Here is a 23343-nt window from a genome sequence, read left to right on the forward strand (position 1 = left end):
CCCAAATGATCCTAAGACCATTATCTAGGAATATCTCAGAGCGTCCAAGTTATAAACATTCTGAATGCAGGTTTTTTTGTGAATTTATAGGCTAAATGAAAGAGCCTAAATATAGTATACGAGGAGTAATTGAATGAAAAAACTACTAATCTTAGTATTTGCTGCGCTTTTAGTTGCGCTTGCTGCCTGTGGCGGATCTGACTCAGCAGACGGTGAATCAGGTTCAGAAGCATCTGTTGATAAACTGGTCTTTGCTGATGCCGGGTGGAACAGTATCAGAGTTCACAATTCGATTATGCAGAAGGTTATAGAAGTGGGTTATGGCATTGATACGGAAGTAACGCCAGGTTCAACTGCCGCAACCATTCAAGGTCTGCGTGAAGGCGATATCGATATTTACTCTGAAGTATGGACAGACAATGTTAAAGAAGTCTATGCAGAAGCGATTGAAGCTGGAGATTTTGAAAAAGTTTCCGTCAACTTTGATGATAATGAACAGGGCATCTATGTTCCGACATATGTGATTGAAGGCGACGAGGAGCGCGGGATCGAACCAATGGCACCAGATCTGAAAACGGTCGAGGATCTGAAAAAATATCCGGAATTGTTTGAAGACCCTGCAGAACCCGGGAAAGGCCGTTTAATTAATGCACCAAGCGGCTGGGCAGTGGAAAAGGCCATCACACAAAAGATGGAAACGTATGGATTGAATGATACGTTTGTAAACTTTAAGCCTGGTTCAGACGCAGCAATTGTCGCTTCACTTGCCGATGCTTATGAAGCCGGAGAAGCCTGGGTGGGTTATTATTGGTCGCCGACTGCTGTTACTGCGAAATACGACCTGACACTGCTGGAAGAACCAGAGTACGATCCGGAAGTGTACGAAGAAACAAAAGGGACGGAATTACCGCCAAATGATGTGGTTGTTGCTGTTCATAAAGATATTCCGGATGCGGCGCCGGAAGTTGTGGAATTTTTGAGCAACTATGAAACAAGCAGTGCGCTGACGGAAGAAGCGCTTGATTACATGAATGAAAATGAAGATGCATCTGCTGAAGAGGCTGCCGCATGGTGGATGAAGGAACATGAAGATTTGTGGACCGAGTGGGTTCCTGAAGACGTGGCTGAGAAGGTGAAGGAATCACTATAATAGCTTATAAAGCAGCTGGCCTGCCGGTTGGCTGCTTTTCTGATTTTTTCCGGTAACTTTAAATTGAAAAAGAGGTGTATCGTTTTATGGGCGTCTTTCCGGATATAAGGTTTAAACTCGGTGACTATGTTGAAAAGTTCATAGATTTTCTGGACCAGTCACTAGAAAGCGTATTTGATTTCATTTACCTGTTTTCGTCTGAAATCATAAGTAGTATAGAAGGCTTTTTACTTTGGATTCCATGGTGGCTGTTTATTATACTTATTGTACTGTTGGGATGGTATTTCAAATCAATTACTTCAGGTATTCTTTATGGTCTTTTCATATTTCTGACAGGAACGTTCGGACTGTGGGAAGATTTGATGACAACGATTGCCATCGTCATGACGGCGGTGATTATTTCACTGGCACTCGGGATACCGCTGGGCGTCTGGATGGCTTTCAGTAAAGGATTTTCGACGGTTATGCGGCCAATACTTGATGCGATGCAGACCATGCCAAGTTTCGTTTATTTAATCCCTGCTATTTTCTTTTTCGGATTAGGAAACATATCTGCCATTTTTGCGACGTTAATTTACGCTATACCTCCCGTTATTAGGCTTACTGAACTGGCCATCCGCGGTGTGGATCAGGAAGTGATTGAATCAGCGGAATCATTTGGCTCATCGAAAATGCAGATGCTGTTTAAAATACAACTGCCGCAAGCTTTGCCGACCATTATGGCAGGTGTCAACCAGACAACGATGATGGCACTGGCAATGGTTGTTATCGCATCGATGGTTGGTGCACAAGGTCTGGGTGAGCAAGTGCTTGTGTCGATTAACCAGATTGATATAGCCCTAGGGTTTGAAGCTGGTATCAGTATTGTATTCCTTGCTATTATTATTGACCGGGTTACCAACGGTCTCGCCGATAAATTCCAGAAGCATAGGAGGCTTAGCTAATGGATACAAAAATAAAGGTCGATCATATATCGAAAATTTTTGGACCCAAACCGAAGTCGATTATTCCCAAAATTAAAAGCGGCATGACGAAGGATGAAATTTTGGCAGAAACAGGGCACACGGTTGGTGTCTATGATGCTTCGATGGAGATTAATCAGGGTGAGACATTTGTCATTATGGGGCTTTCGGGAAGCGGAAAGTCGACGTTGATTCGCTGCTTTAATTTATTAAATAAGCCTACAGCTGGCTCCATTTATATTGACGGGGAGGATATTGTGCAAAACAACAAGTCCCAGCTCAAAAAAGTGCGTCAGGAAAAAGTCGCGATGGTGTTCCAGCATTTTGGTCTCTTCAACCATCGGACGATTATGGCAAATGTCGAATACGGGCTGGAAGTACGTAATATTTCCAAAGAGGAACGCCGGGAGATTGCGCAAAAGAATATTGAGATTGTTGGCTTGAAAGGCTACGAAGATAAATATCCTGATGAGCTTTCAGGCGGGATGCAGCAGCGTGTTGGTCTCGCCAGGGCGCTTGCCAATGACCCGGATATCCTTTTGATGGATGAACCGTTTAGTGCATTGGATCCGCTCATTCGCCGTGAAATGCAGCTGGAACTGCTGGATATTCAGGAACGGCTGCAGAAAACGATCATTTTCATTACACATGATGTTAACGAAGCGTTCAAGATTGGTGATCGGGTGGCTGTTATGAAAGATGGTAAAGTTAATCAGATTGGTTCACCTGAAGAAATTATCGAAAACCCGGCCAACGACTATATTTCAGAATTCATTAAAGATATTGACCGGTCGAAAGTGTTTCAGGCGGAAAACATTATGATTAAACCAAATGCTCTTGTTTCCATGAAAGATGGTTTGAATGTTGCCCGGAAAGAAATGGAGGAAAATGGCATCTCCAGTGTATTTGTCGTTGACCGCAGCCGGCATGTCAAAGGCATCGTCACGATAGATGATGCGATTCAAGGCCTTAAGGAGAAAAAGTCACTTGAGGAAACGATGCGTACTGACATCACAACGGTCCAAAAGGATGAATATGTGAATGATTTGATTGCAAAAGCTCTGGAATCAAGCTTTCCACTGGCGGTTATAAATGATGAGAAGAAACTGGTCGGCTTTATTCTGCGTGTACATGTATTGTCAGGGCTGGCAGCGGAAGACGTTGAAGAGAGTGACGAATACCATAACTAAATACAATAAAAAACTGACGGTTGCAGTTGCATCCGCCAGTTTTTTTATGAGATGTAAATATACTTTTTGAGATGTTTTCAATCATGAAATCGGCTCCCTAAGGTCGACGTGTTTCCTTTATCTCCTGCGGTCCAGTCCGTACGTCGCTAAACGGGCACTTGCGCCTTTATTCCTCTTTTGTTACCAGATCCATTTTGCCTGTTTCCGGATTGATAACAAGGCCGTGAACCCGTACATATGACGGCAACAGGGGATGGTTTCTGACTACGGAAACGCTACCCTTAACAGCGTCTTCAACGGTGTTAAAACCTGAAAACTCCTGTTCCAGGTCAACACCGGCATGTGTCAGTGTATGAAGTGTTTCTTCCGGGATATCGTTTTGAAGCAGTTTTTGTTTAAAAGCGTCCGAATTCATATGTGACATGCCGCAATCGTGATGCCCAATCACCATAACCTGTTCTGCCTTTAGTTCGTAAATCGCAACAAGGATGCTTTTCATAACACTGTCGAACGGGTCACGAAGAATTGCACCAGCATTTTTAACCATTTTGACGTCGCCATTGCTGATGTTCAGTGCTTTCGGCAGCAGTTCGACTAATCGGGTGTCCATACAAGTGAAAATGACCGTCCGTTTATTTGGAATGTTGTCTGTTTTGTATGATTCGTAGCTTTGATCTTGGACAAACCGTTTGTTAAATGCAAGCAGGTCATCAAGGTTCATGATCGCCAGTCCTTTCTATGATTTTTTGTTAAATAGACTTTGCTGATAACCCTTATAAGTGTTACAAAATCTTCACCATGTGTTAGGTTAGACATAGTCAATTTGTGGTAACATTATTATAACAAGATGACACATGATAATAAAATATGAACAAACGATTACAATGTATTTTTTTGAAAGGGGAGTTACCAGTGACACAAACGAAAGGAAGCACGTCAGCATTAGTTTTCTCCACAATTGCCATGATTGTATCATTTACAATCTGGTCCATGATTTCACCAATGGCTCAGGATATTAGTGCATTGTATAACTTATCAGCAACTCAAGTTAGTATTTTGGTGGCGGTACCAACTATTCTGGGATCGATAATGAGGATTCCGCTGGGAATTCTCTCTGACAAATACAGTGGACGAAAAGTCTACACATTAACAATGTTATTTTTGATTATCCCATTAATTGGAGCGAGTTTTGCTGATTCTTATGGCTGGATGCTATTCTATGCTTTTTTTATTGGCATGGGTGGTACAACGTTTGCGATTGCGATTACATATGTTTCAGGCTGGTATCCGAAAGAAAAGCAGGGACTGGTACTGGGGATAGCCGGGGTAGGAAATATCGGGACAGCTGTTGCCGGTTTCATTATTCCAGTTATTGTCGCTACCTACAGTATTGATTGGGCATTTCGTATATTAGCCATAGCAATTGCGATAATGGCTGTCATATTTTACTTTGGAACAAGCGATCGTGAGCAGAGTGGCCAAAAGACATTAAAAAGTGCATTGGAACCATTAAAGCATCAACAAACCTGGATGCTATCACTTTTCTATTTTCTCACATTCGGTGTATTTGTTGCACTGGGACTTTATTTGCCAACGCTTCTTCAGGATTTGTATGACTTGACTTCCGTTGACGCAGGACAGCGGGCTGCTATATTTGTCGTTATCGCTACCTTTATTCGACCATTGGGTGGGATGATAGCAGATAAATTTGATCCAAAAAAACTACTTACGGTCGTCTTCCTGGTGATTGCGGCATGTGCGGCCATTATCGCGTTTACAACTGGCAATGTTATTTTATTCACTGTATTTTGTCTGACGATAGCCATTTTTTCAGGAATGGGCAACGGTGTTGTCTTTAAACTTGTGCCGATGGTTTCACAGGGTAATACAGGTGCTGTTACTGGCATTGTCGGTGCCGCTGGTGGTCTTGGTGGTTTCTTTCCACCAATTGTCCTTGGTGTATTCAAAGATATGACAGGTGGTTATTATCTGGGCTTCATCCTGCTGGCGTTATTCAGCCTCGCTTGTTTATGGGTGAACCTGCGTCGCCAGAAACTAGTGAAGTAAATATTTTTGATTATAGCCGTATAACCTGACGTGTTGCAAAGGACCACATTCATACGTGGTCCTTTTGTTGTTTTAGAAAATAAAGCCATTCAATTTTGCGATGGCGTGATAAAATGTGATTAATAATCTGCAGGGAAACTGAACGTGTCAACGCCATCATATTACTTTTCAACAGACGGGGTGCATTATGAATAACGATAAAAAGAATCCTGATGTTATAGATGATGATTTGTATGAAGAGCTGGATGAAGAAGAATTGTATGAGCTTGTGGAACAGGAGCGGCAAAAGGCACTTGAACGTGCTGGAGACGAAACGAAAAATCAAAAGCCCCGACGACCATTTCCCAAATGGTTGTTTTGGCTGATTGCTGTTGTAATGGTAATGAATGTTGCATCACTTATACCAAGGACATTTTCTTTTCCGGCTATCGATTTTTTATTCACATCTGCCCAACTGTCGGCGCAGGAGGACATCCAGACTTATAAAGAGTCGGTTGTTGTTATTGAAACGGACGATTCAAGAGGGACGGGCTTTTCAGTTACAGCTGATGGAACAATTATCACCAATCACCATGTGGTGGAAGGTGACGATGAAGTCACGGTGGCGTTCCCTGAGGAAGGGCTGTTTGCAGGTGAGGTTGTAGAGACGTATCCATCTGTTGATTTGGCCGTTCTGAATGTGACCGGAAAAAATTTGCCTCATTTGCAACTTGCAGAAGAAACTGCCTACGACCCCGGTACTGAGCAGGTTTATTTTATCGGTAACCCTAGTAACTTTAACGGTATAGCAAACGAAGGCAGAGTGATTGATGAAATTCGTTTAAATGGCTGGGAAGAGCCGGTAATTATGATGGAGGCACCGGTTTACCGGGGAAACAGCGGCAGTCCGGTGATTAATCAGGATGGAAAAGTGATCGGTGTTGTATTTGCGACGCTGCATCACGACACCCATGGCCGGGTCGGTTTATTGATACCAATTGACTATTTCTATGGTCACCATGGCTGATGCGTGTTTAGTGTACAATACTCTGGGGTAAACCGTATTGAAACTGTGGGAGGTGGCAGGTTATGCTGTATTGTTCAACTCATGGAAGCTTTGCTTGTGCTGGCGTACTGTGGGGTGCCACCGGTATTCCAACGTGGGATGACGGTCTTTTTTTGAAAGATAAGAAAGTATAAAATTTCGGGCTATATGAAGCTCTTTGTCAGCAATAGCCATGTCCAGCTTCGACGTACAGGACGTACTAGTGCCGGCGTTGGCACAGGACGTGCCGAACATAGCCGGCCAGCGCCTACCCCCTCGAGGTCTTAAGCAATCATTTTACGTGGCAAAACACGCCACTACAAATTCATGCTTAAGCTTTTCGGGGGTGAACAAGGCGCCCCGCGCTTTTCTTATCAGCAGATCCTTATTTTTTAGGAGACATCAAAATAGCTTTTAAACGTAAAATGTTTGATATTATTAATAGTTGATCCTTCGCAATATACCTCATAAATTTCTTCCTTCTTTATCGCAATCAAAATGATAGAATTGAACGTTCGCTATTCGGCCGTTTTGCGTCCTCCGCTGTTATATCATGCCAGTAACGGATTTTTAAAAAAAATGTAATAAACCTGTTCTCGAAACCATATGCATGGTACGTTACGATATAATCATATTGGACAAATAATATAGGCTGTTCAAAAGTCCGGTTTTATCCGCCTTTTTGAACACTCACTTAAATATAAACAAAGATGGTGGATAGATCATGAACGTTAATGATTTCAACATACATATCATCATTGAACATGATTCACTGCAAACCACACCCAAAAAGTATGCTCTTAAAACGAATTTTATAAAGGCTGGGGGTGCTGCGTGTTGCCAAGTAGTCAATCCTTAAAGGAAAGCCCCCTTGAAGAAATGGTTGCCATAGCGCAGCAAGGGGATCAAATTATACAAAATGAGCTTTTAAAATGTTATCAGCCATTTATCGCAAAATGTGTTTCCGAAGTGTGTAAACGTTACATTGATCCTCGAACAGATGATGAATTCAGCATTGGTTTAAATGCTTTTAACGAGGCGGTTATGTCGTATTCTCCTGAAAAAGGCAGTTCGTTCCTGACTTTTTCCAGGCTGGTCGTAAAGCGGAAGGTCATTGATTATATACGCTACGTGCAAAAGACACCGGTTGCCATATCACTGGACGGTCGTTATGATGAAGAACAGATGGAAAACCCTGTCGAGATTCAGGCGGTTAAGGAATCCTACCGGGAAGAACAGAACGTCTTATTACTCAGAGAGGAAATTATTGATTTTAAAGAAAAACTGCGCAGCTATAAACTGTCATTAGTTCAGCTGACGGAGGTGTCGCCAAAGCATAAAGATGCACGGGAAACTGCTATAGCGGTGGCAAGAACATTGTATAATGATATTGACTTAAGACATTTTGTGCAAAAAAAGAAAAAACTGCCACTAAAAAATTTAGCCAAATTGGTGAATGTCAGTAAGAAAACGCTGGAAAGAAACCGAAAATTCATTCTAGCCATTTTTATTATTCTGGACGAGGATTACACATATCTTAAGGAGTACCTTAAGGGGGTGGGTTAGTGAAAAAAGGAATTGTGATGGAAAAACATCGCGATTACATCATTGTGATGCAAAAGGATGGCGCATTCCAAAAAGCATGGCCGCTAAAAAATGCGGCTATCGGCATGGAAGTCAGCTACCAGCCATTCCCCGGCAAATGGCGTTACAGCCAAAAGAAGTACATATTCCAAATGGCTGCAATCGCTTGTCTATTGCTAATATTGATGCCGATTTATTTTATGATGGACAAGGATAGAACATATGCCTATGTAAATATTTCCATCAATCCAAACATAGAACTTGCGATTGATGATCATTTAAATGTCAAGTCAATCGTTCCTTTAAATGAAGATGCCGAATCGTTCTTACCGAAGCTGACTGATTATGAAGGTGACTCATTGGAAAACGTCATGGAAAAAATTATAACAGCAAGCGAAGAAGCAAATCTGCTGCAGAATGGAAAAAACATGCTCGCTGGCGTGAATTATATTCGGGATACACATCAGGTCTCTGTCACGAAAGCGATCGACGATTATTTTCTGGATCATGATCAGGGTTGGGGAATTGTAACATTCCAAATACCAAACAAAATTCGGAAACAAGCTCAGGAAAGCGAGCAATCGATGAACCAATTAATGGCCAGGAGTCTGGTTGAATCGGAATCTTCCACTAGTGGAAACGAAGGTCATGCAGCTGAAGAACCCCCTGTTGATGAGGACGATAGAGAAATTTTAAATATATTTTATAACGAGAATAACAATCATTCAGGGTCTCCAGCAGATGAAAATCGACCGAATAAACGCGAGCAAAATGTGCTATCCGATGAAAAAGCTTCTGAACAGAGTGACCAGACTGTCAAATCTGTAGAACGGCATGACGAAGAAACGCCAAACAGTCGGCATGAATCAAAACACCCAAGCGACTTAAAATCTGAAAATGCTGAGCGAAACGGTTATGGACAGGAGAGGCAAAACGAAACATCCGTACATAAGAACGCTGGGGGTGACGACCGGCATCATGGCAAAGGTAAGGGGCATGATAAGCCAAAGCAACATAATGGAAAAGCAAAAGGAGACAAGGCGAAACCGCACAATGGCCACCACAAGCAAAACAACGGTAAAGCCAGCGGTCAACACACACATAAACATCATAATAGCAATGGGGAAGGCCATGAGAAAGTCAAACAACACAACGGCAAAAAGAAAGGCCACCACAAGGGGAAGAATGGAAGAAAGAACAATGGGAAAGGCCCAAAATAAAGGGATAAGAAAAGCGCGGGGCGCCTTGTTCACCCCCAAAAAGCTTAAGCAAACATTTGTTGTGGCGGATTTTGCTACGTAAAAAGATTGCTAAAGACCTCGAGGGGCAGTAGCTGGCCGGCTAAGTTCGGCACGTCCTGTGCCAACGCCGGCACTAGTACGTCCTGTACGTCGAAGCTGGACATGGCTATTGCTGACAAAGAGCTAAATTTGTTCAAAAATTTTATACTTCATAAACGAAAAATGCACCGTTTAATCAGTGCATTTTTCGCGTTTCGGGACCTTTTCTTATACTTCCATGGCAATGGGTGGAGTGTATTTCATGGCATGGTCTATATAATACAATAAATTGTCATGTGACTCGATGATTTTAACTTGTTCTGGTGAATAATGGTAGGCATGCAGGAAGAGCTGGATTTTCTTGGACAGCATATCATCACCTGTGCGAACCATTAGTACAAGCAATTCATCCCACTGTCCCCATAACGTATAATACAACGCTTTGTCGTAATCTGGAATTTCCATCTTTTCGCCCTCCTTCATGTTGAAAAGGATCAGTTATAGTCTCCCCGAATTATATATATATTGTCGGAAACAAAAATGGTGTATCTGCCAATTTCTGTTAATGTATAAATCTTTTTTTCTGTTACATACTAATTTCAAAACAGTAAGGAGGGCTTTGAATACAATGAAATGGAAACTTTTTAGCATCATGCTGGCAGTACTGTTTGTTCTTGCCGCATGTAATGGAAACAACGGTAATAATGGAGGAAATGACGGTACTGACGATGGCAAGAATAATAATGACAATGTGGAACAGACCCGGTTTGAAGGTGATACCGGAACAGATAATATGAATGACCGTAACAATGGCAATCGCACACGTAATAAAGATGACCAGGGAAAAAATGGTCCTAACGGGAACAATAATGAGGACCAATATGAACTGGCAGATAAAGCCGCAAACAAAATTGCCAATGAGGTGGATAGCATTGATAACGCCTATGTCGTTAAAACGGATAATAATGCCTATGTGGCTGCAGAAATGGACCGGGATAACAACAATGGCAACAACATGAACAACGATAACAATGCTAGCAATAACGGCACAACCAATAATAATAACAACAAAGGCGGAGACGTCACAGATGAGGTCAAAGAACAAATATCGGATATCGTGAAATCGGTTGACTCTGATGTTGACAATGTTTATGTATCGACAAATCCTGACTTTTTAGACCTGATGAACAATTACGCTGACGACGCCGATAATGATGAACCGGTTGAAGGATTGTTCGATCAAATGGGCAATATGATTGAACGTGTTTTCCCTGAACGGGGTAATCATTAAAAAACGTGTTCAAGAAGAAAAAAGGATCGGCGGCTGAGTTTCCGCGCTGTAATTGTTGGCGCCGGTACGCCCCCCGTCCTGAGCATTGCAGTTTCACAAACCATTTAAAAGAGTGACACGCTTAATTGTGTGCACTCTTTTTTTGCTATTACTTTCAACATTTGGTATTCTGTACATACAATCCATATTAAACATAGTTGTATACTATGAATTGAAAATAATGGGGATGACAACATGGGTCGTGAGTTTTTAGGTTTATTTGATGAATGGGCGGACTCATATGATGACAGTGTCGCAGGTATTGATCCACAATATAAGGATGTCTTTGAAAATTACGACATCATTTTAAGTAGAGTGGCTAAATGTGCTTTTGGAAATATACTGGAATTCGGTGCTGGCACAGGGAATTTATCGAAAAAACTGATGGAGTCAGGTTATCAGGTAACAGGGATCGAGCCATCCGCAGCAATGAGGAAAAAGGCTTCACTCAAGCTCCCATCCCTTTCTTTCCTTGAAGGGGACTTCATTAATTTTCCGACACCCGCAGAACCTGTTCATACGATTGCAAGTTCGTTTGCTTTCCATCATCTGACGGATTCTGAAAAGGAGGAGGCTGTTATACAATATGCCGAGCTTCTCCAGCCTATGGGGAAAATTGTTTTTGCAGACACACTATTCGAAACAGACGATCATAAGGAATTTGCGATAAATAAGGCACAGAATCAGGAGTTTATGGATTTAGCGGAAGATTTGCAGCGGGAGTATTACACGACACTGTCAGAAATGGAACGTATTTTTAAAGTGAATGGGTTTCATGTAACGTTTGAACAAATGAATGATTTCGCCTGGTTAATAATAGCTGTAAAAAAATAATGACTTTATATAGGGGAGCGATTTTATCATGGCAGAAAAAATGAACGTGGAAAGTTTTAATCTTGATCACACAAAAGTTGCAGCACCTTATGTTCGTCTTGTTGGGATGACATCGGGTTCAAATGGTGACAGCGTGTACAAATATGATATCCGGTTTAAACAGCCGAATAAAGAGCATATGGATATGCCTGGACTGCATTCAATCGAGCATCTAATGGCCGAAAATATCCGAAACCATTTAGATAATCTGCTGGACATTGGACCAATGGGGTGTCAAACGGGATTTTACCTGTCGATTTTAAATAATGACAGTTATAGAGATGTCATTGAAGCACTTGAAAAAACATTCCAAGACGTTCTTGAGGCAAAAGAGGTGCCGGCGTGCAATGAATTCCAATGCGGCTGGGCGGCCAACCACAGTCTTGAAGGTGCACAAAAGATCGCCAAAGATATGCTCGCCAAAAAAGAAGAGTGGCAGCAGGTATTTGCGGAGTGAGAGGGGACGAAACGATGGCCATATACCAATCCATTCATGCGTTAATTGGGGGAACTCCATTATTGGAGCTAACGAACTTTTCACTTCCGGAAGGTGTTCGTTTATATGCGAAATTGGAATTCTATAATCCGGGCGGCAGTGTGAAAGACCGACTGGGTGTTGAACTCATTCGTGATGCGCTATCCAGCGGGAAAATTAAGCCAGGTGGAACGATCATTGAGCCGACTGCCGGGAATACCGGTATTGGGCTGGCATTGGCAGCTATGAATAAGGATTTATCGGTTATCTTTTGTGTCCCGAAGAAATTCAGTGTTGAGAAACAGCAGCTTATGAAAGCGTTGGGGGCAGCCATTGTTCATACACCAAGTGATCAGGGCATGGCTGGTGCGATTGAAAAGACCGGACAACTGCTTAACGATATTCCAAACAGTTTTTCACCGCAGCAATTTGTTAACCAGGCGAATCCCGCCACGTATTCTAAAACACTTGCACCTGAATTGTGGCGTGACCTTGATGGTGATATTGACATCTTTGTCGCTGGTGCAGGCTCAAGTGGCACATTTATGGGGACATCCAGCTATCTGAAGGAGAAAAAGCCGGCTATCCGGTCTGTAATCGTAGAGCCCGAGGGATCAATTATTGCCGGTGGTGAGCCAGGTTCACACAAAACAGAAGGAATTGGAATGGAATTTTTGCCTGGCTTTTTTGATCATTCGCTGATGGATGATGTGTATACGGTATCGGACTGGTCTGCTTTTACGCTGACGGAACAATTGGCGAAAAAAGAAGGATTGCTTGTTGGGAGTTCATCAGGATCCGCGATGTATGCTGCATTGGAAGAAGCCCGTAACGCTAAACCGGGGACAACAGTTGTCACGATTTTTCCGGATGGCAGTGACCGTTACCTGAGCAAAGATATATATTCCAACTGGGATAATTGAAGGGGGAATGGATTTATGCGCACAAAAACGAAGATGATCCATGGTGGTGTAACAGGGGATGAAAAAACAGGCGCTGTGTCTGTTCCGATATACCAGGTCAGCACGTATCAGCAGGATTCAGCCGGCAATCCCAGGGGCTATGAATATTCCCGGACTGGCAACCCGACCCGTCATGCGCTTGAAACCGTTGTGGCTGAACTTGAAAACGGAGCATCAGGCTTTGCGTTCGGATCTGGTATGGCTGCGATTACATCGGTTATGATGCTGCTTGATGCCGGCGATCATATTGTTATGACGGATGATGTGTATGGCGGAACCTACCGCCTGATGACAAGCGTCCTGAATCGTTTTAACCTTGATCATTCTTACGTGGACACAAGTTATCCGGAACATGTTGAGGCAGCCATACAGGAAAATACGAAGGCTCTGTATATTGAAACGCCGACAAACCCGCTGCTAAAAATCACCGATCTCGCAAAAATGGGCGAAATAGCGAAAAAACACGACTTGTTGTTAATAGTTGACAATACGTTTGCCACACCGTACTGGCAGCAGCCGCTAAATCTGGGCGCAGATATTGTGCTGCACAGTGCCACTAAGTTTATCGGCGGGCATAGTGATGTTGTGGCAGGACTTTTAGCCGTTAATTCCGATGACTTAGCAGAAAGGATTCATTTTATCCAAAATTCAACCGGAGGAGTGCTGGGCTCGCAGGATTCATGGCTCTTAATGCGTGGTATCAAAACACTTGGAATACGAATGGAAGCCATTGAACACAATACGGCGAAACTAGCGGAATTTCTGCAGGGGGATGAGAACGTAACCACCATCTACTACCCCGGGCTCCCGTCACATAGAGGACATGATATTGCAAAACGTCAGGCAACTGGGTTTGGCGGGATAATTTCGTTTGATGCAGGATGTGGTGGAAGTGCTGATAAGATCCTGAGCCGTGTAAACTATTTCACACTTGCCGAGAGTCTGGGGGCGGTGGAAAGTCTTATTTCGGTTCCGGCAAAAATGACACATGCTTCTATTCCTGCAGACCGGCGAGCAGAACTTGGCATAACGGATGGATTGATTCGAATATCAGTCGGTATTGAGGATGCAGATGATCTGATTGAAGATTTATCACAGGCACTTGAATAGATTATAGGGCAGTCTTTTTACAGGCTGTCTTTTTTTGCGGAAAAACGGGGATATTGGCGGGAAAGAGTGGAAGAATCGGCAGAAGAGCGGAAGAATCGGCAGAAGAGCGGAAGAATCAGCAGAAGAGCGGAAGAATCGGCAGAAGAGCGGAAGAATCGGCAGAAGAGCGGAAGAATCGGCGGAAGAGCGGAAGAATCGGCAGAAGATTGGAAGAATCGGCAGAAGAGCGGAAGAATCGGCGGAAGAGCGGAAGAATCGGCAGAAGAGTGGAAGAATCGGCAGAAGAGCGGAAGAATCGGCAGAAGAGCGGAAGAATCAGCAGAAGAGCGGAAGAATCAGCAGAAGAGCGGAAGAATCAGCAGAAGAGCGGAAGAATCAGCAGAAGAGCGGAAGAATCAGCAGAAGAGCGGAAGAATCAGCAGAAGAGCGGAAGGATCAGCAGAAGAGTAAGAATATCAACAGAAGAGCAAGGATATCGGCAGCACATCCCCGATCGGGACCGCCCGATTCGTTTTTTTGCTATCATATATGCTAAAATAGAATAAAATGAACAGGAGGTATGAGTCGATGAGTAAACAGGCATTGCATTATTTAAACGAGAATCGCGAACAGCTGCTTGAAAAATTAAATACGTTTTTGTCGATTCCGAGCGTCAGTACGGACAGTGTACATAAAAAAGATATTAAGGAGGCTGCCGCTTACCTGGAATCCTATTTAAATGATATCGGATTTGACCAGGTACAGCAGCAGGATACGGGTGGTCATCCGCTCGTGTATGCCGAATATAACCAGGCCGGTCCTGATGCACCAACTGTCCTGTTTTACGGGCATTATGATGTGCAGCCCGTCGATCCGATTGACCAGTGGAAGAGCGATCCGTTCAAACCGGAAATCCGGGATGGGCGCTTATATGCACGCGGCTCAAGTGACGATAAGGGACAGGTGTTCATGCATCTTGCTGTTTTTGAGGCGTATATGAAAACGGAAGGAAAACTGCCGATCAATGTCAAAGTATGTATTGAAGGTGAAGAAGAAATCGGCAGTGAAAATCTCTACAAAGTGCTGCATGATAAGAAAGAACAGTTTAATGCTGATTTTGCCGTTATCTCTGACTCGGGAATGATCGCCGAAAACCAGCCGACGATTCTTTACGGATTAAAAGGGTTCACAGGCATCGAAATCAATGTCACCGGACCTGATCATGACCTCCATTCGGGCATGTATGGCGGTGCTGTCCGCAACCCGATCATGGCGTTGAATCATATTTTGGCATCCATGAAAGATGAAGATGAAGTCGTGACGGTTGACGGGTTCTATGATGATGTTGAACCACTCTCCGACAACGAACGGGAATTAATCAAAAATGTTCAAGGCGAAAACTATCAGGAATCAACAGGTGTTCAAGAGACAGCATCTGAAAAAGGCTATACCGCTAAAGAACATACCATGGCAAGGCCGACCTTTGAAATCAACGGCATGTACGGTGGTTATCAGGGTGAAGGGACGAAAACGATTATTCCATCAACCGCCACAGCAAAAATCACCTGCCGTCTCGTTCCCGGGCAGGATCCCGAAAAAATTCAGGATTTGCTCGAAAAACATATTCATCGAGCTGTCCCATCAGGTGTTACGGTTGATGTAAAAAAAGAAAAACTGTCAGCCAGGGCTTACAAAGTGGAGCCGGACAGCCAGCTTATTAAAAAAGCTGCTGAAAGTTATACGAAGGCATTTGGCAAAGAAACTGTCTACATTCGCATGGGTGGCTCGATTCCTGTTGTTGAGTGGATTGAGGATATCTATCATATTCCGATTGTGCTGCTCGGATTTGGCACACCGGATGACCGGCTGCACTCGCCAAATGAAAGTTTTCCATTAGACAGTTTTGACAAAGGGATGGAAACACTAGTTCATTATTGGGCCGACTTGAAATAGAAGCGGTCTTTTGTGTGGCTGACAATATACAAAAGATTGGCATAAGATTACCAGGACATTCAGGGAGATATGCATCAGATGTGGAAACGTAAAAAAATTGTACACTTTTTTATCTTGATGGCGTTTGTTTTAGGTGCATGTGAACAGCAAACATTTCATTCCGAAACGAATGCTGCCAGACAGACCAAACTGGCGGAAAAAGCGGTGCCGGAATTTGCGGAAATCAATCCTTTGCTGATGGCAGATACTTCTTCGTTGCAGCCATTTCCTGACAACACGCCGGAAAGCAAAAAGCCGATGAATGTACCGTTGATCAATCAAATGGACCACCCCAGGATTTATAATGGCTGTGAGGTTTCCAGCCTGGCCATGATCCTGAATTATCATGGCTATAATACAACAAAAAATAAAGTGGCTGACAAACTTCCGCGTGTCCCATTAACCTATGATAATGGCCAGAAAGGGAATCCGAATGAGGGGTTTGTCGGGGATATGGTGAACGGTCCTGGACTTAGTGTGTATCATGGACCGATGTATGATGTTGCACAGGACTTTGCCGGAAATAATGCGATTGATTTGACCGGCAAGCCCATTGACATGTTATATCAATTGGTAGCTCAGGGGTTACCGGCATGGGTGATTACCACTGTTAATTTTGCTCCGGCAAACGATTTTGAAACGTGGGACACGCCATCAGGGGAAGTGGATGTCACGTTCAGTGTGCATAGTGTCGTTGTGACAGGTTTTGATAAGGATTATGTCTATATTAATAATCCTTACGGGCAGAAAAATCAGAAGGTAAACAAAGAAGACTTCGAAGCGGCCTGGGAACAGATGGGCAGTCAGGCAATTGTCATTACAAAATAAGATTGTTTTCGATCGTCTGAATGCGGGTATCATAACGTCATATACTGAAAAATAGAGGGGGAACATTTTTATGCGACATGCAGTTGTTACAGGTGTGTCGAAAGGATTAGGGGAGTCAATCGCGAAGCTTTTAATGGAATCAGGTGTCCACGTAACGGGGATCTCCCGTCATAAGAATGCTAAACTTGACGATGCGGCCAAAGCGAACAACGTGACGTATCAGCATTATGCCTGTGATTTAGGTGATCTGGAGGCGACGGAAGCGTTATTTCGACGAATCGGTGAGGATATATTTTCTATTGAGCCGGATACGGTTTATTTAGTCAATAATGCGGCAGTGCTGGAGCCGCTTGATAAATCCATGAACACAAAAAGTGCGGATGTGGCATACCATATCCAAGTGAATACAACAGCCCCGATGATACTGACAAATTTATTTCTGAAAAAAGCTGCTGAGCGGAATGTCCGATTTATTAGCACAACGATCACATCAGGCGCTGCAGAGAGGCCTGTCTACGGCTGGAGTGCTTATTGTACATCCAAGGCTGCTATGAATATGTTTACCCAAACAGCAGCACTGGAACAGGATGAATTGAAGACCGGAAGTAAAGTCATTGCGTTCAGTCCGGGAATTATGGATACCGGGATGCAGGAAAGAATTCGCCAGAGCGATAAGGATGCATTTATCGAAGTTGATCAATTCCGTGGTTATAAGCAAAATAATCAATTGAAAGATACAGATACAGTCGGCGGCGTTCTGGTTGATATTTTGACCGATGAGACAAGTATTGTGAATGGAAAAATATATCGTGTGACCGATTACTTGTAATCAACAGGTTGCAAGATAAGGTTTGAAGCATGAACAGATCAAATGCAGGGGATGGTTGTTCCGCTGCATTTTCTGCCGTTCGATGAATGGCCGCGTATGGGGATAGGGCTGAGAAGCCACTGAATGAATTTTTGCTTTATGATATAATGACTGAGGCGAACTGATCAAAATGTGCAGATTAGCTTTCCAGCATAGAAAGGAAACATCAGCGGTAGAACACTGAGTATCAACGGTAGGACGTGAGACATCAATGGTGGGACGCGGGGCATCAACGGTAGGACGTGAAACATCAACGGTGAAACAGGGGGTATCAACGGTGGAACGTGGAACATCAACGGTAGGACGTGAAACATCAACGGTGAAACGCGGGGCATCAACGGCGGGACGTGGAACATCAACGGTGAAACGCGGGGCATCAACGGCGGGACGTGGAACATCAATGGTGGGACGCGGGGCATCAACGACGGGACGTGGAACATCAATGGTGGGACGCGTAGTATCAACGGTAGAGTGTCCTGCATCAACGGCCCCACTCAGTTCGGACCTGCACGATACAGGTCGCAACACAAAGAGTTCCTGCGTCAGTGACACATTTTCCGAGGAAAAATGCATTCTTTTTTTGTGAACGCCCGAGGATTAGTTTTTGTTCAAAGATAAGAAAGTATAAAATTTTTGGCTATATTAAGCTCTTTGTCAGCAATAGCCATGTCCAGCTTCGACGTACAGGACGTACTAGTGCCGGCGTTGGCACAGGACGTGCCGAACTTAGCCGGCCAGCGCCTACCCCCTCGAGGTCTTAAGCAATAATTTTACGTGGCCAAACCCGCCACTGCAAATTCTTGCTTAAGCTTTTCGGGGGTGAACAAGGCGCCCCGCGCTTTTCTTACTCTTACGCAGCGGGGAAAGAATACCCAGTGGACTGACATTTCACTTTATAGAAGATTTTGTAGAAGGGAAGAACCTGATGATAACACGTAAAAGTAAACGCGAAATTGAAAAGATGCAGGCGGCTGGTGATGTGCTCGTCGCATGCCACAAAGAAATCGCTAAAATTATTAAACCAGGGATTACAACAATGGAAATTGATTCATTTACAGAAAAGTTTTTGGCTGAACATGGGGCTACACCAGAACAGAAAGGTTTCAGCGGCTATCCATATGCAACGTGTGCCTCTATTAATGATGAGATATGCCATGGTTTTCCTCGCGACAAGCAGCTTGTAGATGGCGATATTGTCACGGTTGATATGGTCGTCAATCTGAATGGGGGATTGGCAGATTCAGCATGGACGTATAAGGTTGGAACTCTTGATGAAGCCGGTGAAAAACTTCTGGAAGTCGCGAAAACATCGCTTTACAAAGGGATTGAACAGGCCCTTCCCGGTAATCGAATCGGTGATATCGGTCATGCGATTCAAACGTATGCTGAAGGGGAAGGATTCGCGGTTGTTCGCGATTTTACCGGACATGGTATCGGGCCGACGTTGCACGAAGACCCGCACATCCCGCATTTTGGCTTGCCGAACAAAGGAACACGGTTGAAAGAAGGCATGGTCATTACAATTGAGCCCATGATCAATGAAGGCACCTGGAAAAGTAAAATGGATGACAACAATTGGACAGCACGTACAGTTGATCAGGGACGCTCCGCACAATATGAGCATACTGTTGTAATTACAAAAGACGGCCCGTTGCTGACAACCGATCAGGATAAGTGATTTTGGGCTGTAGCTATATATTAGGGTGAAGATGAATTCAGCTGTTGACCAATTTTTTTCATTCTGACGCTGACAATGCCGGATTTTTCCGGAAAGGGGAGTTGCTCGTGCGCGTTGTTTCGATTTGTCCCAGTAACACAGAAATCATGGAATATATCGGTGAAACACCCCAACTGGTGGGCGTCGACCATTATTCTGATTGGCCGGCAGAAGTGCAGGAACTGCCAAAAGTTGGACCGGATCTGTCGATTGATATGGAAAAGGTGGCAGCATTAAAGCCTGATTTAGTGCTGGCCTCGTTGAGTGTCCCTGGTATGGAAAAAAATATTGATGCGCTTAATGAATGGGAACTGCCGTACATCATATTGAACCCTAATTCATTGGAAGAGATTGCTGATGATATTGAGTCTGTGGGAATTGCATTGGGAGAAAGGAAGCTTGGTTCAGAGAAGGCAGCCCTTTTTCGTGAAGAAGTGGAAAATTTTCGTGAACAAGCCGCTAGAAAGTCACATAATCCCTCACTATACTGGGAATGGTGGCCGAAACCTGTTTTCACGCCAGGTGGTGTCAATTGGCTGACCGAAATAAGCCGTCTGGCAGGTGCCCGAAATATTTTTGATACCGAAAATAAAGCAAGTGTTCAGACAGATTGGGAAGATATTAAGGCACGTGACCCCGACCACATTTGCATGGTATGGGTAGGGGTGAAGGAATCCAAAATGCGGCCGGAGATTGTTCGCAGGCGCCCTGGCTGGGAAGAGATGAAGGCAGTCCAGGAAGATAACATTCATGTCCTCGAAGAATCCCTTTTTTGCCGGCCATCCCCCAGACTCCTTGAAGGGCTGCGCAGATTGACAGCTATATTGGCATGAAAAATCCTCCCCTTGTCGCAGAGGGTCTTTGTGCTTCCGCGAGCCGGGATGGAAAGGGAACTTCACCCCGAAAACGCAATCTTCGTCCGAAAGCCACAACAACAGTTCGATGCTTGATTAGCCCTTCAATGTCCGTCCACCAAATATTACGGTGATAACCGGACTGAGAAGACAGAAAAACGCAAACGGCAGGTAAGTCAGTACGGATACACCCAAAACGTCAGCGATGAAGACACCACAGACACTCCAAGGGACGAGCGGGTTGATCACTGTACCGGCGTCTTCCAGCGTTCGGGCAAGCACCTTATTGGATAATCCTGACTGCTGATAAACGCCTTTAAATGTCTCGCCGGTTAACATGACAGACAGGTATTGCTCACCGATCAGCACATTGACGCCGAGTGCTGTTGCGGCAGTTGATGCGATAATGGCCCGCACCTTTTGCAGCTTTTGCTGGAAAGACGACAAAAGAGTCGGAATGATCCCGGTCACAAACAATAATCCACCAAATCCTAGTGCCAGAATGACAAGGGAAATGGTAAACAGCATACTATTGATGCCGCCTTTTGTTAACAAGCTGTCAACTGGCTCAAAACCGGTTTCCGCCGTATAACCGTTGAACCAGATCCCCCATATGTCAGACCACATAAGGCCACTCGTCATGCGGGCAAGCAACGTTGCAATCACACTGCTCGCAGCCAATGAAATGAACGCCGGAACCCTGAATGCCGTTGCGAAAACCAGGAAGATAAGCGGTATCCATGATGTCCAGTGGATCAAACCGGTTGCCCCCAAGCTGGACCTGTATGTTTCCAGACTTTCAATGGTAATGGCTTCGTTTGGTGACAGAATCGCAAACAAAATAAATGAAATCACGAACGCCGGGAGTGTTGTCAGACTCATATGTTTAATATGCGCAAATAAGTCCACTTGCACAATGGTTGATGCCAGATTTGTAGTGTCGGACAGTGGCGACATTTTATCACCGAAAAATGCTCCGGAAACAATGGCTCCAGCCGTAATCGCTAGTGAGGCGTCCATGGCACTCCCCATCCCGATAAAAGCAACGCCAACCGTTGCTGTAGTTGTGAGTGAACTCCCCAGTGAAACACCGATGATGGCTGTCACGGCAAATACAATCGCATAAAACCATGTTCCACCAATCAATGTAAAACCGGTATTGATTAGGACGGGGATCGTACCGCTGATCATCCAGCTGCTGATTAGAATTCCAATTAATAGAAACAGAAAAATGGCTGCCATTCCGGACTTGGCCCCAGCGATCATACCCGCTTCAAGATATTTAAACGGAATCTTTCTAATCAGTCCATACATAACGATCAGCAATAAAGCAATCAGGATGGGGATGTGTGGTTCTGTTCCCAAGCCAATCAGAAAGTAACTAATTAGCCCGATGGTTAATATGAAAAATAAAATCGATTCACTAAGTGCTGGATGATATTTTGGCTCTACCGTGAACAATATGAACGCCTCCTCTGTTAACCAAACTAAAAAAGCCTCATCCTCAAAATAGGGACGAAGCTGTTCTCCGCGTTACCACCCTGATTGATGCCTTTTACCTGATGAAATGATCTTCATTCGGATAAACGCATCCACTCAAGAAACATATCCGTCAAGAGGTTGTTCAAAAAGTCCGGTAAAAATGACACATCGAATTTCGTTGTTGGCTAGTTTTTTGTGCTACTCATGTATCTAAATGCATACATTCCGCCCGCCAAAACTACGCCGCCTCGAACTTTCGACGCACAGGACGTGCTAGTGCAGGCGTTGCGACAGGACGTCGCGAACTTAGCCTGCCGGTCCTTTTTATCCTTCTTTTTGAACACGCACGTCAAGTCTGAATGTGTAATTCGAATTTTTCCTACCGCGGGTTTCACCGATCCCCCCGCGTCTCTGATTTCTGTCCGGAAAAATCTCTACTGCGCATTCACGGATTTCATCATTCAATTAAAATATAACTATACATGGTATGTTTCTGGTTTGTCAACGGGTATTTTTTCAAAAGTCAATTACTTTTTCTTTGAGATGAAATAAGTTATAATTGTTTTAATTTTGACTCGGGAGGGGACGAGAATGGATACAGATGCATTGGAAAAACAAAAATCATCCCCTGCACTATATATGGTTCGGAAGGGTATAGCCGTGGGTTTTCCGATTATGCTCGGGTACTTGCCGATCGCCATCACTTACGGCGTGCTGGCAAAACAGGCTGGCATGACACTGACTGAGTTAACGTTAATGAGTGTGATGGTTTTTGCAGGCGCCAGCCAATTTATGGGTGCGAATATGATTGCAGTTGGGGCCGGAGCACTGGAAATTATCGTGGCAACATTTGTGCTCAATTTCCGTCATTTTGTGATGAGTTTGTCATTCATGAACCGTCTGCGGAACCTTGGACTGAGGTGGAAGGCACCCTTATCACTGGGGTTAACAGATGAAACATTTGCCGTGTCTTCTTTACATACACAAGAGGCAAAGATGGAAAAGAACGGTTATTTTTATGCTGCCCTGATCTTAACAGCCTATTTGTCATGGATTGTGGGTTCTTTTTTAGGGGGCGTTTTAGGCGAGGTTATCCCTGAGAAGCTAAGTCAGAGCATGGGCATCGCTTTGTACGCTATGTTTATTGGACTGCTTACCCCATCCGTAAAAAAAGAGTGGCGTGTTGGGTTTGTTGCGGTTATTGCCATGCTAATCAACGTTGTTTTCAGCCAATTTATGAGTGAAGGCTGGGCCATCGTATTTGGAACAGTGTTGGGCGGATTGAGCGGCGTATTTTTGCTGAAGGAGGATGCGTCATGATTTTAGCGATTATTATCGGCATGGCACTTGTAACCATGGTTCCTAGAGTTATTCCGGCGTTCATTGTGGATAAGCTCGCCTTTCGTGATTGGGTAAACCGCTGGCTGAACGCCATTCCATATGCAGCCCTGGGAGCGCTTATTTTTCCGGGGATTTTAACAGTCATTCCTGATCAGCCGTTAATTGGACTCTTGGGCGGGGTAGCAGCTATTATACTGGCGTATTTTGGTCTGAACGTCATTTTGGTGGTCATAGGCGCTATTTTAACGGTTTTTTTGTTGACAATGTAACAAGAA

24 protein-coding genes are annotated in these 23343 nt (G+C 44.1%); 21 read left to right on the forward strand and 3 right to left on the reverse strand.

Translation table 11 applies throughout. The features are described from left to right. Positions 1–133 precede the first annotated feature (133 nt). The 3 genes from E4U82_RS05825 to E4U82_RS05835 all read left to right on the forward strand — a co-directional run bounded on the left by E4U82_RS05825 (position 134) and on the right by E4U82_RS05835 (position 3302). Complete coding sequence (locus tag E4U82_RS05825) at positions 134–1150, forward strand: ABC transporter substrate-binding protein (protein ID WP_135109139.1); 1017 nt, start codon at positions 134–136, stop codon at positions 1148–1150. Positions 1151–1236: 86 nt separating this feature from the next. Next, positions 1237–2094, forward strand: coding sequence for an ABC transporter permease (locus tag E4U82_RS05830; protein ID WP_135109140.1), 858 nt, complete (start codon positions 1237–1239; stop codon positions 2092–2094). Further along, positions 2094–3302: a quaternary amine ABC transporter ATP-binding protein gene (locus E4U82_RS05835; RefSeq protein WP_135109141.1), complete on the forward strand. Its 1209-nt coding sequence runs from the start codon at positions 2094–2096 to the stop codon at positions 3300–3302. Before E4U82_RS05830 ends, E4U82_RS05835 begins: the two co-directional genes overlap by 1 nt. A 166-nt stretch (positions 3303–3468) precedes the next feature. Here the strand turns inward: E4U82_RS05835 and E4U82_RS05840 are convergent, their stop codons facing one another. Further along, positions 3469–4023 carry a beta-class carbonic anhydrase gene (locus E4U82_RS05840; protein ID WP_135109142.1) on the reverse strand — a complete coding sequence of 185 codons (555 nt, stop codon included), beginning with the start codon at positions 4021–4023 and terminating at the stop codon, positions 3469–3471. A 242-nt stretch (positions 4024–4265) separates the two neighbouring features. On the opposite strand from E4U82_RS05840, the gene E4U82_RS05845 reads away from it, so the two are divergent. From E4U82_RS05845 to E4U82_RS05860, 4 genes are all read left to right on the forward strand, one after another. Continuing rightward, positions 4266–5369 carry an MFS transporter gene (locus E4U82_RS05845; protein WP_245183529.1) on the forward strand — a complete coding sequence of 368 codons (1104 nt, stop codon included), beginning with the start codon at positions 4266–4268 and terminating at the stop codon, positions 5367–5369. A 187-nt stretch (positions 5370–5556) separates the two neighbouring features. Beyond that, entirely contained in the window at positions 5557–6375 is an 819-nt protein-coding gene (locus E4U82_RS05850) for a S1C family serine protease (RefSeq protein ID WP_135109144.1), read from the forward strand. Between the two features lie 855 nt (positions 6376–7230). Continuing rightward, positions 7231–7959 (forward strand): RNA polymerase sigma-I factor, encoded by a 729-nt coding sequence (gene sigI, locus E4U82_RS05855; protein WP_135109145.1) that lies wholly within the window; start codon positions 7231–7233, stop codon positions 7957–7959. Next, complete coding sequence (locus tag E4U82_RS05860) at positions 7959–9197, forward strand: anti-sigma-I factor RsgI family protein (protein WP_135109146.1); 1239 nt, start codon at positions 7959–7961, stop codon at positions 9195–9197. Before sigI ends, E4U82_RS05860 begins: the two co-directional genes overlap by 1 nt. Before the next feature lie 288 nt (positions 9198–9485). Here the strand turns inward: E4U82_RS05860 and E4U82_RS05865 are convergent, their stop codons facing one another. Then, positions 9486–9722: a YhdB family protein gene (locus E4U82_RS05865; RefSeq protein ID WP_135109147.1), complete on the reverse strand. Its 237-nt coding sequence runs from the start codon at positions 9720–9722 to the stop codon at positions 9486–9488. A 163-nt stretch (positions 9723–9885) separates the two neighbouring features. Here E4U82_RS05865 and E4U82_RS05870 point away from each other — a divergent pair, with 163 nt between their 5' ends. The 12 genes from E4U82_RS05870 to E4U82_RS05925 all read left to right on the forward strand — a co-directional run bounded on the left by E4U82_RS05870 (position 9886) and on the right by E4U82_RS05925 (position 20224). Continuing rightward, on the forward strand, positions 9886–10548 hold the full coding sequence (locus E4U82_RS05870; RefSeq protein WP_135109148.1) for a YhcN/YlaJ family sporulation lipoprotein: 663 nt from the start codon (positions 9886–9888) through the stop codon (positions 10546–10548). Positions 10549–10782: 234 nt separating this feature from the next. After that, positions 10783–11421, forward strand: coding sequence for a class I SAM-dependent DNA methyltransferase (locus tag E4U82_RS05875; protein WP_135109149.1), 639 nt, complete (start codon positions 10783–10785; stop codon positions 11419–11421). 28 nt (positions 11422–11449) lie between these two features. Further along, a complete protein-coding gene (locus E4U82_RS05880) occupies positions 11450–11917 on the forward strand; it encodes an S-ribosylhomocysteine lyase (protein ID WP_135109150.1) in 468 nt (155 codons plus the stop codon). A 14-nt stretch (positions 11918–11931) separates the two neighbouring features. Continuing rightward, positions 11932–12858, forward strand: coding sequence for a PLP-dependent cysteine synthase family protein (locus tag E4U82_RS05885; protein ID WP_135109151.1), 927 nt, complete (start codon positions 11932–11934; stop codon positions 12856–12858). Between the two features lie 15 nt (positions 12859–12873). After that, positions 12874–14007, forward strand: a complete 1134-nt coding sequence (locus tag E4U82_RS05890; RefSeq protein WP_135109152.1) for a bifunctional cystathionine gamma-lyase/homocysteine desulfhydrase — start codon at positions 12874–12876, stop codon at positions 14005–14007. A gap of 66 nt (positions 14008–14073) precedes the next feature. After that, a complete protein-coding gene (locus E4U82_RS05895) occupies positions 14074–14457 on the forward strand; it encodes a hypothetical protein (protein WP_135109153.1) in 384 nt (127 codons plus the stop codon). Positions 14458–14574: 117 nt separating this feature from the next. Next, positions 14575–15939, forward strand: coding sequence for a dipeptidase (locus E4U82_RS05900; RefSeq protein ID WP_135109154.1), 1365 nt, complete (start codon positions 14575–14577; stop codon positions 15937–15939). Positions 15940–16176: 237 nt separating this feature from the next. Further along, positions 16177–16806 (forward strand): C39 family peptidase, encoded by a 630-nt coding sequence (locus tag E4U82_RS05905; RefSeq protein WP_135109404.1) that lies wholly within the window; start codon positions 16177–16179, stop codon positions 16804–16806. Positions 16807–16876: 70 nt separating this feature from the next. Further along, positions 16877–17635, forward strand: a complete 759-nt coding sequence (locus E4U82_RS05910) for a (S)-benzoin forming benzil reductase (RefSeq protein ID WP_135109155.1) — start codon at positions 16877–16879, stop codon at positions 17633–17635. A 250-nt stretch (positions 17636–17885) separates the two neighbouring features. After that, on the forward strand, positions 17886–18260 hold the full coding sequence (locus tag E4U82_RS05915) for a hypothetical protein (RefSeq protein WP_135109156.1): 375 nt from the start codon (positions 17886–17888) through the stop codon (positions 18258–18260). Between the two features lie 339 nt (positions 18261–18599). Next, entirely contained in the window at positions 18600–19352 is a 753-nt protein-coding gene (gene map / locus E4U82_RS05920) for a type I methionyl aminopeptidase (RefSeq protein ID WP_135109157.1), read from the forward strand. A gap of 107 nt (positions 19353–19459) precedes the next feature. Beyond that, positions 19460–20224, forward strand: a complete 765-nt coding sequence (locus E4U82_RS05925; RefSeq protein ID WP_135109406.1) for a cobalamin-binding protein — start codon at positions 19460–19462, stop codon at positions 20222–20224. 117 nt (positions 20225–20341) lie between these two features. On the opposite strand, the gene nhaC is transcribed toward E4U82_RS05925, so the two are convergent. Next, a complete protein-coding gene (gene nhaC, locus E4U82_RS05930; protein ID WP_135109158.1) occupies positions 20342–21706 on the reverse strand; it encodes a Na+/H+ antiporter NhaC in 1365 nt (454 codons plus the stop codon). 612 nt (positions 21707–22318) lie between these two features. On the opposite strand from nhaC, the gene E4U82_RS05935 reads away from it, so the two are divergent. Both E4U82_RS05935 and E4U82_RS05940 read left to right on the forward strand, forming a co-directional pair. Then, the gene (locus E4U82_RS05935; protein WP_135109159.1) at positions 22319–23047 is read left to right on the forward strand and encodes an AzlC family ABC transporter permease; all 729 of its coding nucleotides are present in this window, start codon (positions 22319–22321) and stop codon (positions 23045–23047) included. Further along, a complete protein-coding gene (locus E4U82_RS05940) occupies positions 23044–23337 on the forward strand; it encodes an AzlD domain-containing protein (RefSeq protein ID WP_135109160.1) in 294 nt (97 codons plus the stop codon). Before E4U82_RS05935 ends, E4U82_RS05940 begins: the two co-directional genes overlap by 4 nt. Positions 23338–23343: the final 6 nt, after the last annotated feature.

Source organism: Lentibacillus salicampi (assembly GCF_004565465.1).
Classification (GTDB): domain Bacteria; phylum Bacillota; class Bacilli; order Bacillales; family Amphibacillaceae; genus Lentibacillus; species Lentibacillus salicampi.

What these genes read in the sequence shown, in the direction of transcription:
- E4U82_RS05825 (WP_135109139.1), top strand. Translation starts at nt 134, where the DNA reads ATGAAAAAACTACTAATCTTAGTATTTGCTGCGCTTTTAGTTGCGCTT.
- E4U82_RS05830 (WP_135109140.1), top strand. Translation starts at nt 1,237, where the DNA reads ATGGGCGTCTTTCCGGATATAAGGTTTAAACTCGGTGACTATGTTGAA.
- E4U82_RS05835 (WP_135109141.1), top strand. Translation starts at nt 2,094, where the DNA reads ATGGATACAAAAATAAAGGTCGATCATATATCGAAAATTTTTGGACCC.
- E4U82_RS05840 (WP_135109142.1), bottom strand. Translation starts at nt 4,023, where the DNA reads ATGAACCTTGATGACCTGCTTGCATTTAACAAACGGTTTGTCCAAGAT.
- E4U82_RS05845 (WP_245183529.1), top strand. Translation starts at nt 4,266, where the DNA reads ATGATTGTATCATTTACAATCTGGTCCATGATTTCACCAATGGCTCAG.
- E4U82_RS05850 (WP_135109144.1), top strand. Translation starts at nt 5,557, where the DNA reads ATGAATAACGATAAAAAGAATCCTGATGTTATAGATGATGATTTGTAT.
- E4U82_RS05865 (WP_135109147.1), bottom strand. Translation starts at nt 9,722, where the DNA reads ATGGAAATTCCAGATTACGACAAAGCGTTGTATTATACGTTATGGGGA.
- E4U82_RS05870 (WP_135109148.1), top strand. Translation starts at nt 9,886, where the DNA reads ATGAAATGGAAACTTTTTAGCATCATGCTGGCAGTACTGTTTGTTCTT.
- E4U82_RS05875 (WP_135109149.1), top strand. Translation starts at nt 10,783, where the DNA reads ATGGGTCGTGAGTTTTTAGGTTTATTTGATGAATGGGCGGACTCATAT.
- E4U82_RS05880 (WP_135109150.1), top strand. Translation starts at nt 11,450, where the DNA reads ATGGCAGAAAAAATGAACGTGGAAAGTTTTAATCTTGATCACACAAAA.
- E4U82_RS05885 (WP_135109151.1), top strand. Translation starts at nt 11,932, where the DNA reads ATGGCCATATACCAATCCATTCATGCGTTAATTGGGGGAACTCCATTA.
- E4U82_RS05890 (WP_135109152.1), top strand. Translation starts at nt 12,874, where the DNA reads ATGCGCACAAAAACGAAGATGATCCATGGTGGTGTAACAGGGGATGAA.
- E4U82_RS05900 (WP_135109154.1), top strand. Translation starts at nt 14,575, where the DNA reads ATGAGTAAACAGGCATTGCATTATTTAAACGAGAATCGCGAACAGCTG.
- E4U82_RS05905 (WP_135109404.1), top strand. Translation starts at nt 16,177, where the DNA reads ATGGCAGATACTTCTTCGTTGCAGCCATTTCCTGACAACACGCCGGAA.
- E4U82_RS05910 (WP_135109155.1), top strand. Translation starts at nt 16,877, where the DNA reads ATGCGACATGCAGTTGTTACAGGTGTGTCGAAAGGATTAGGGGAGTCA.
- E4U82_RS05915 (WP_135109156.1), top strand. Translation starts at nt 17,886, where the DNA reads ATGGTGGGACGCGGGGCATCAACGGTAGGACGTGAAACATCAACGGTG.
- map (WP_135109157.1), top strand. Translation starts at nt 18,600, where the DNA reads ATGATAACACGTAAAAGTAAACGCGAAATTGAAAAGATGCAGGCGGCT.
- E4U82_RS05935 (WP_135109159.1), top strand. Translation starts at nt 22,319, where the DNA reads ATGGATACAGATGCATTGGAAAAACAAAAATCATCCCCTGCACTATAT.
- E4U82_RS05940 (WP_135109160.1), top strand. Translation starts at nt 23,044, where the DNA reads ATGATTTTAGCGATTATTATCGGCATGGCACTTGTAACCATGGTTCCT.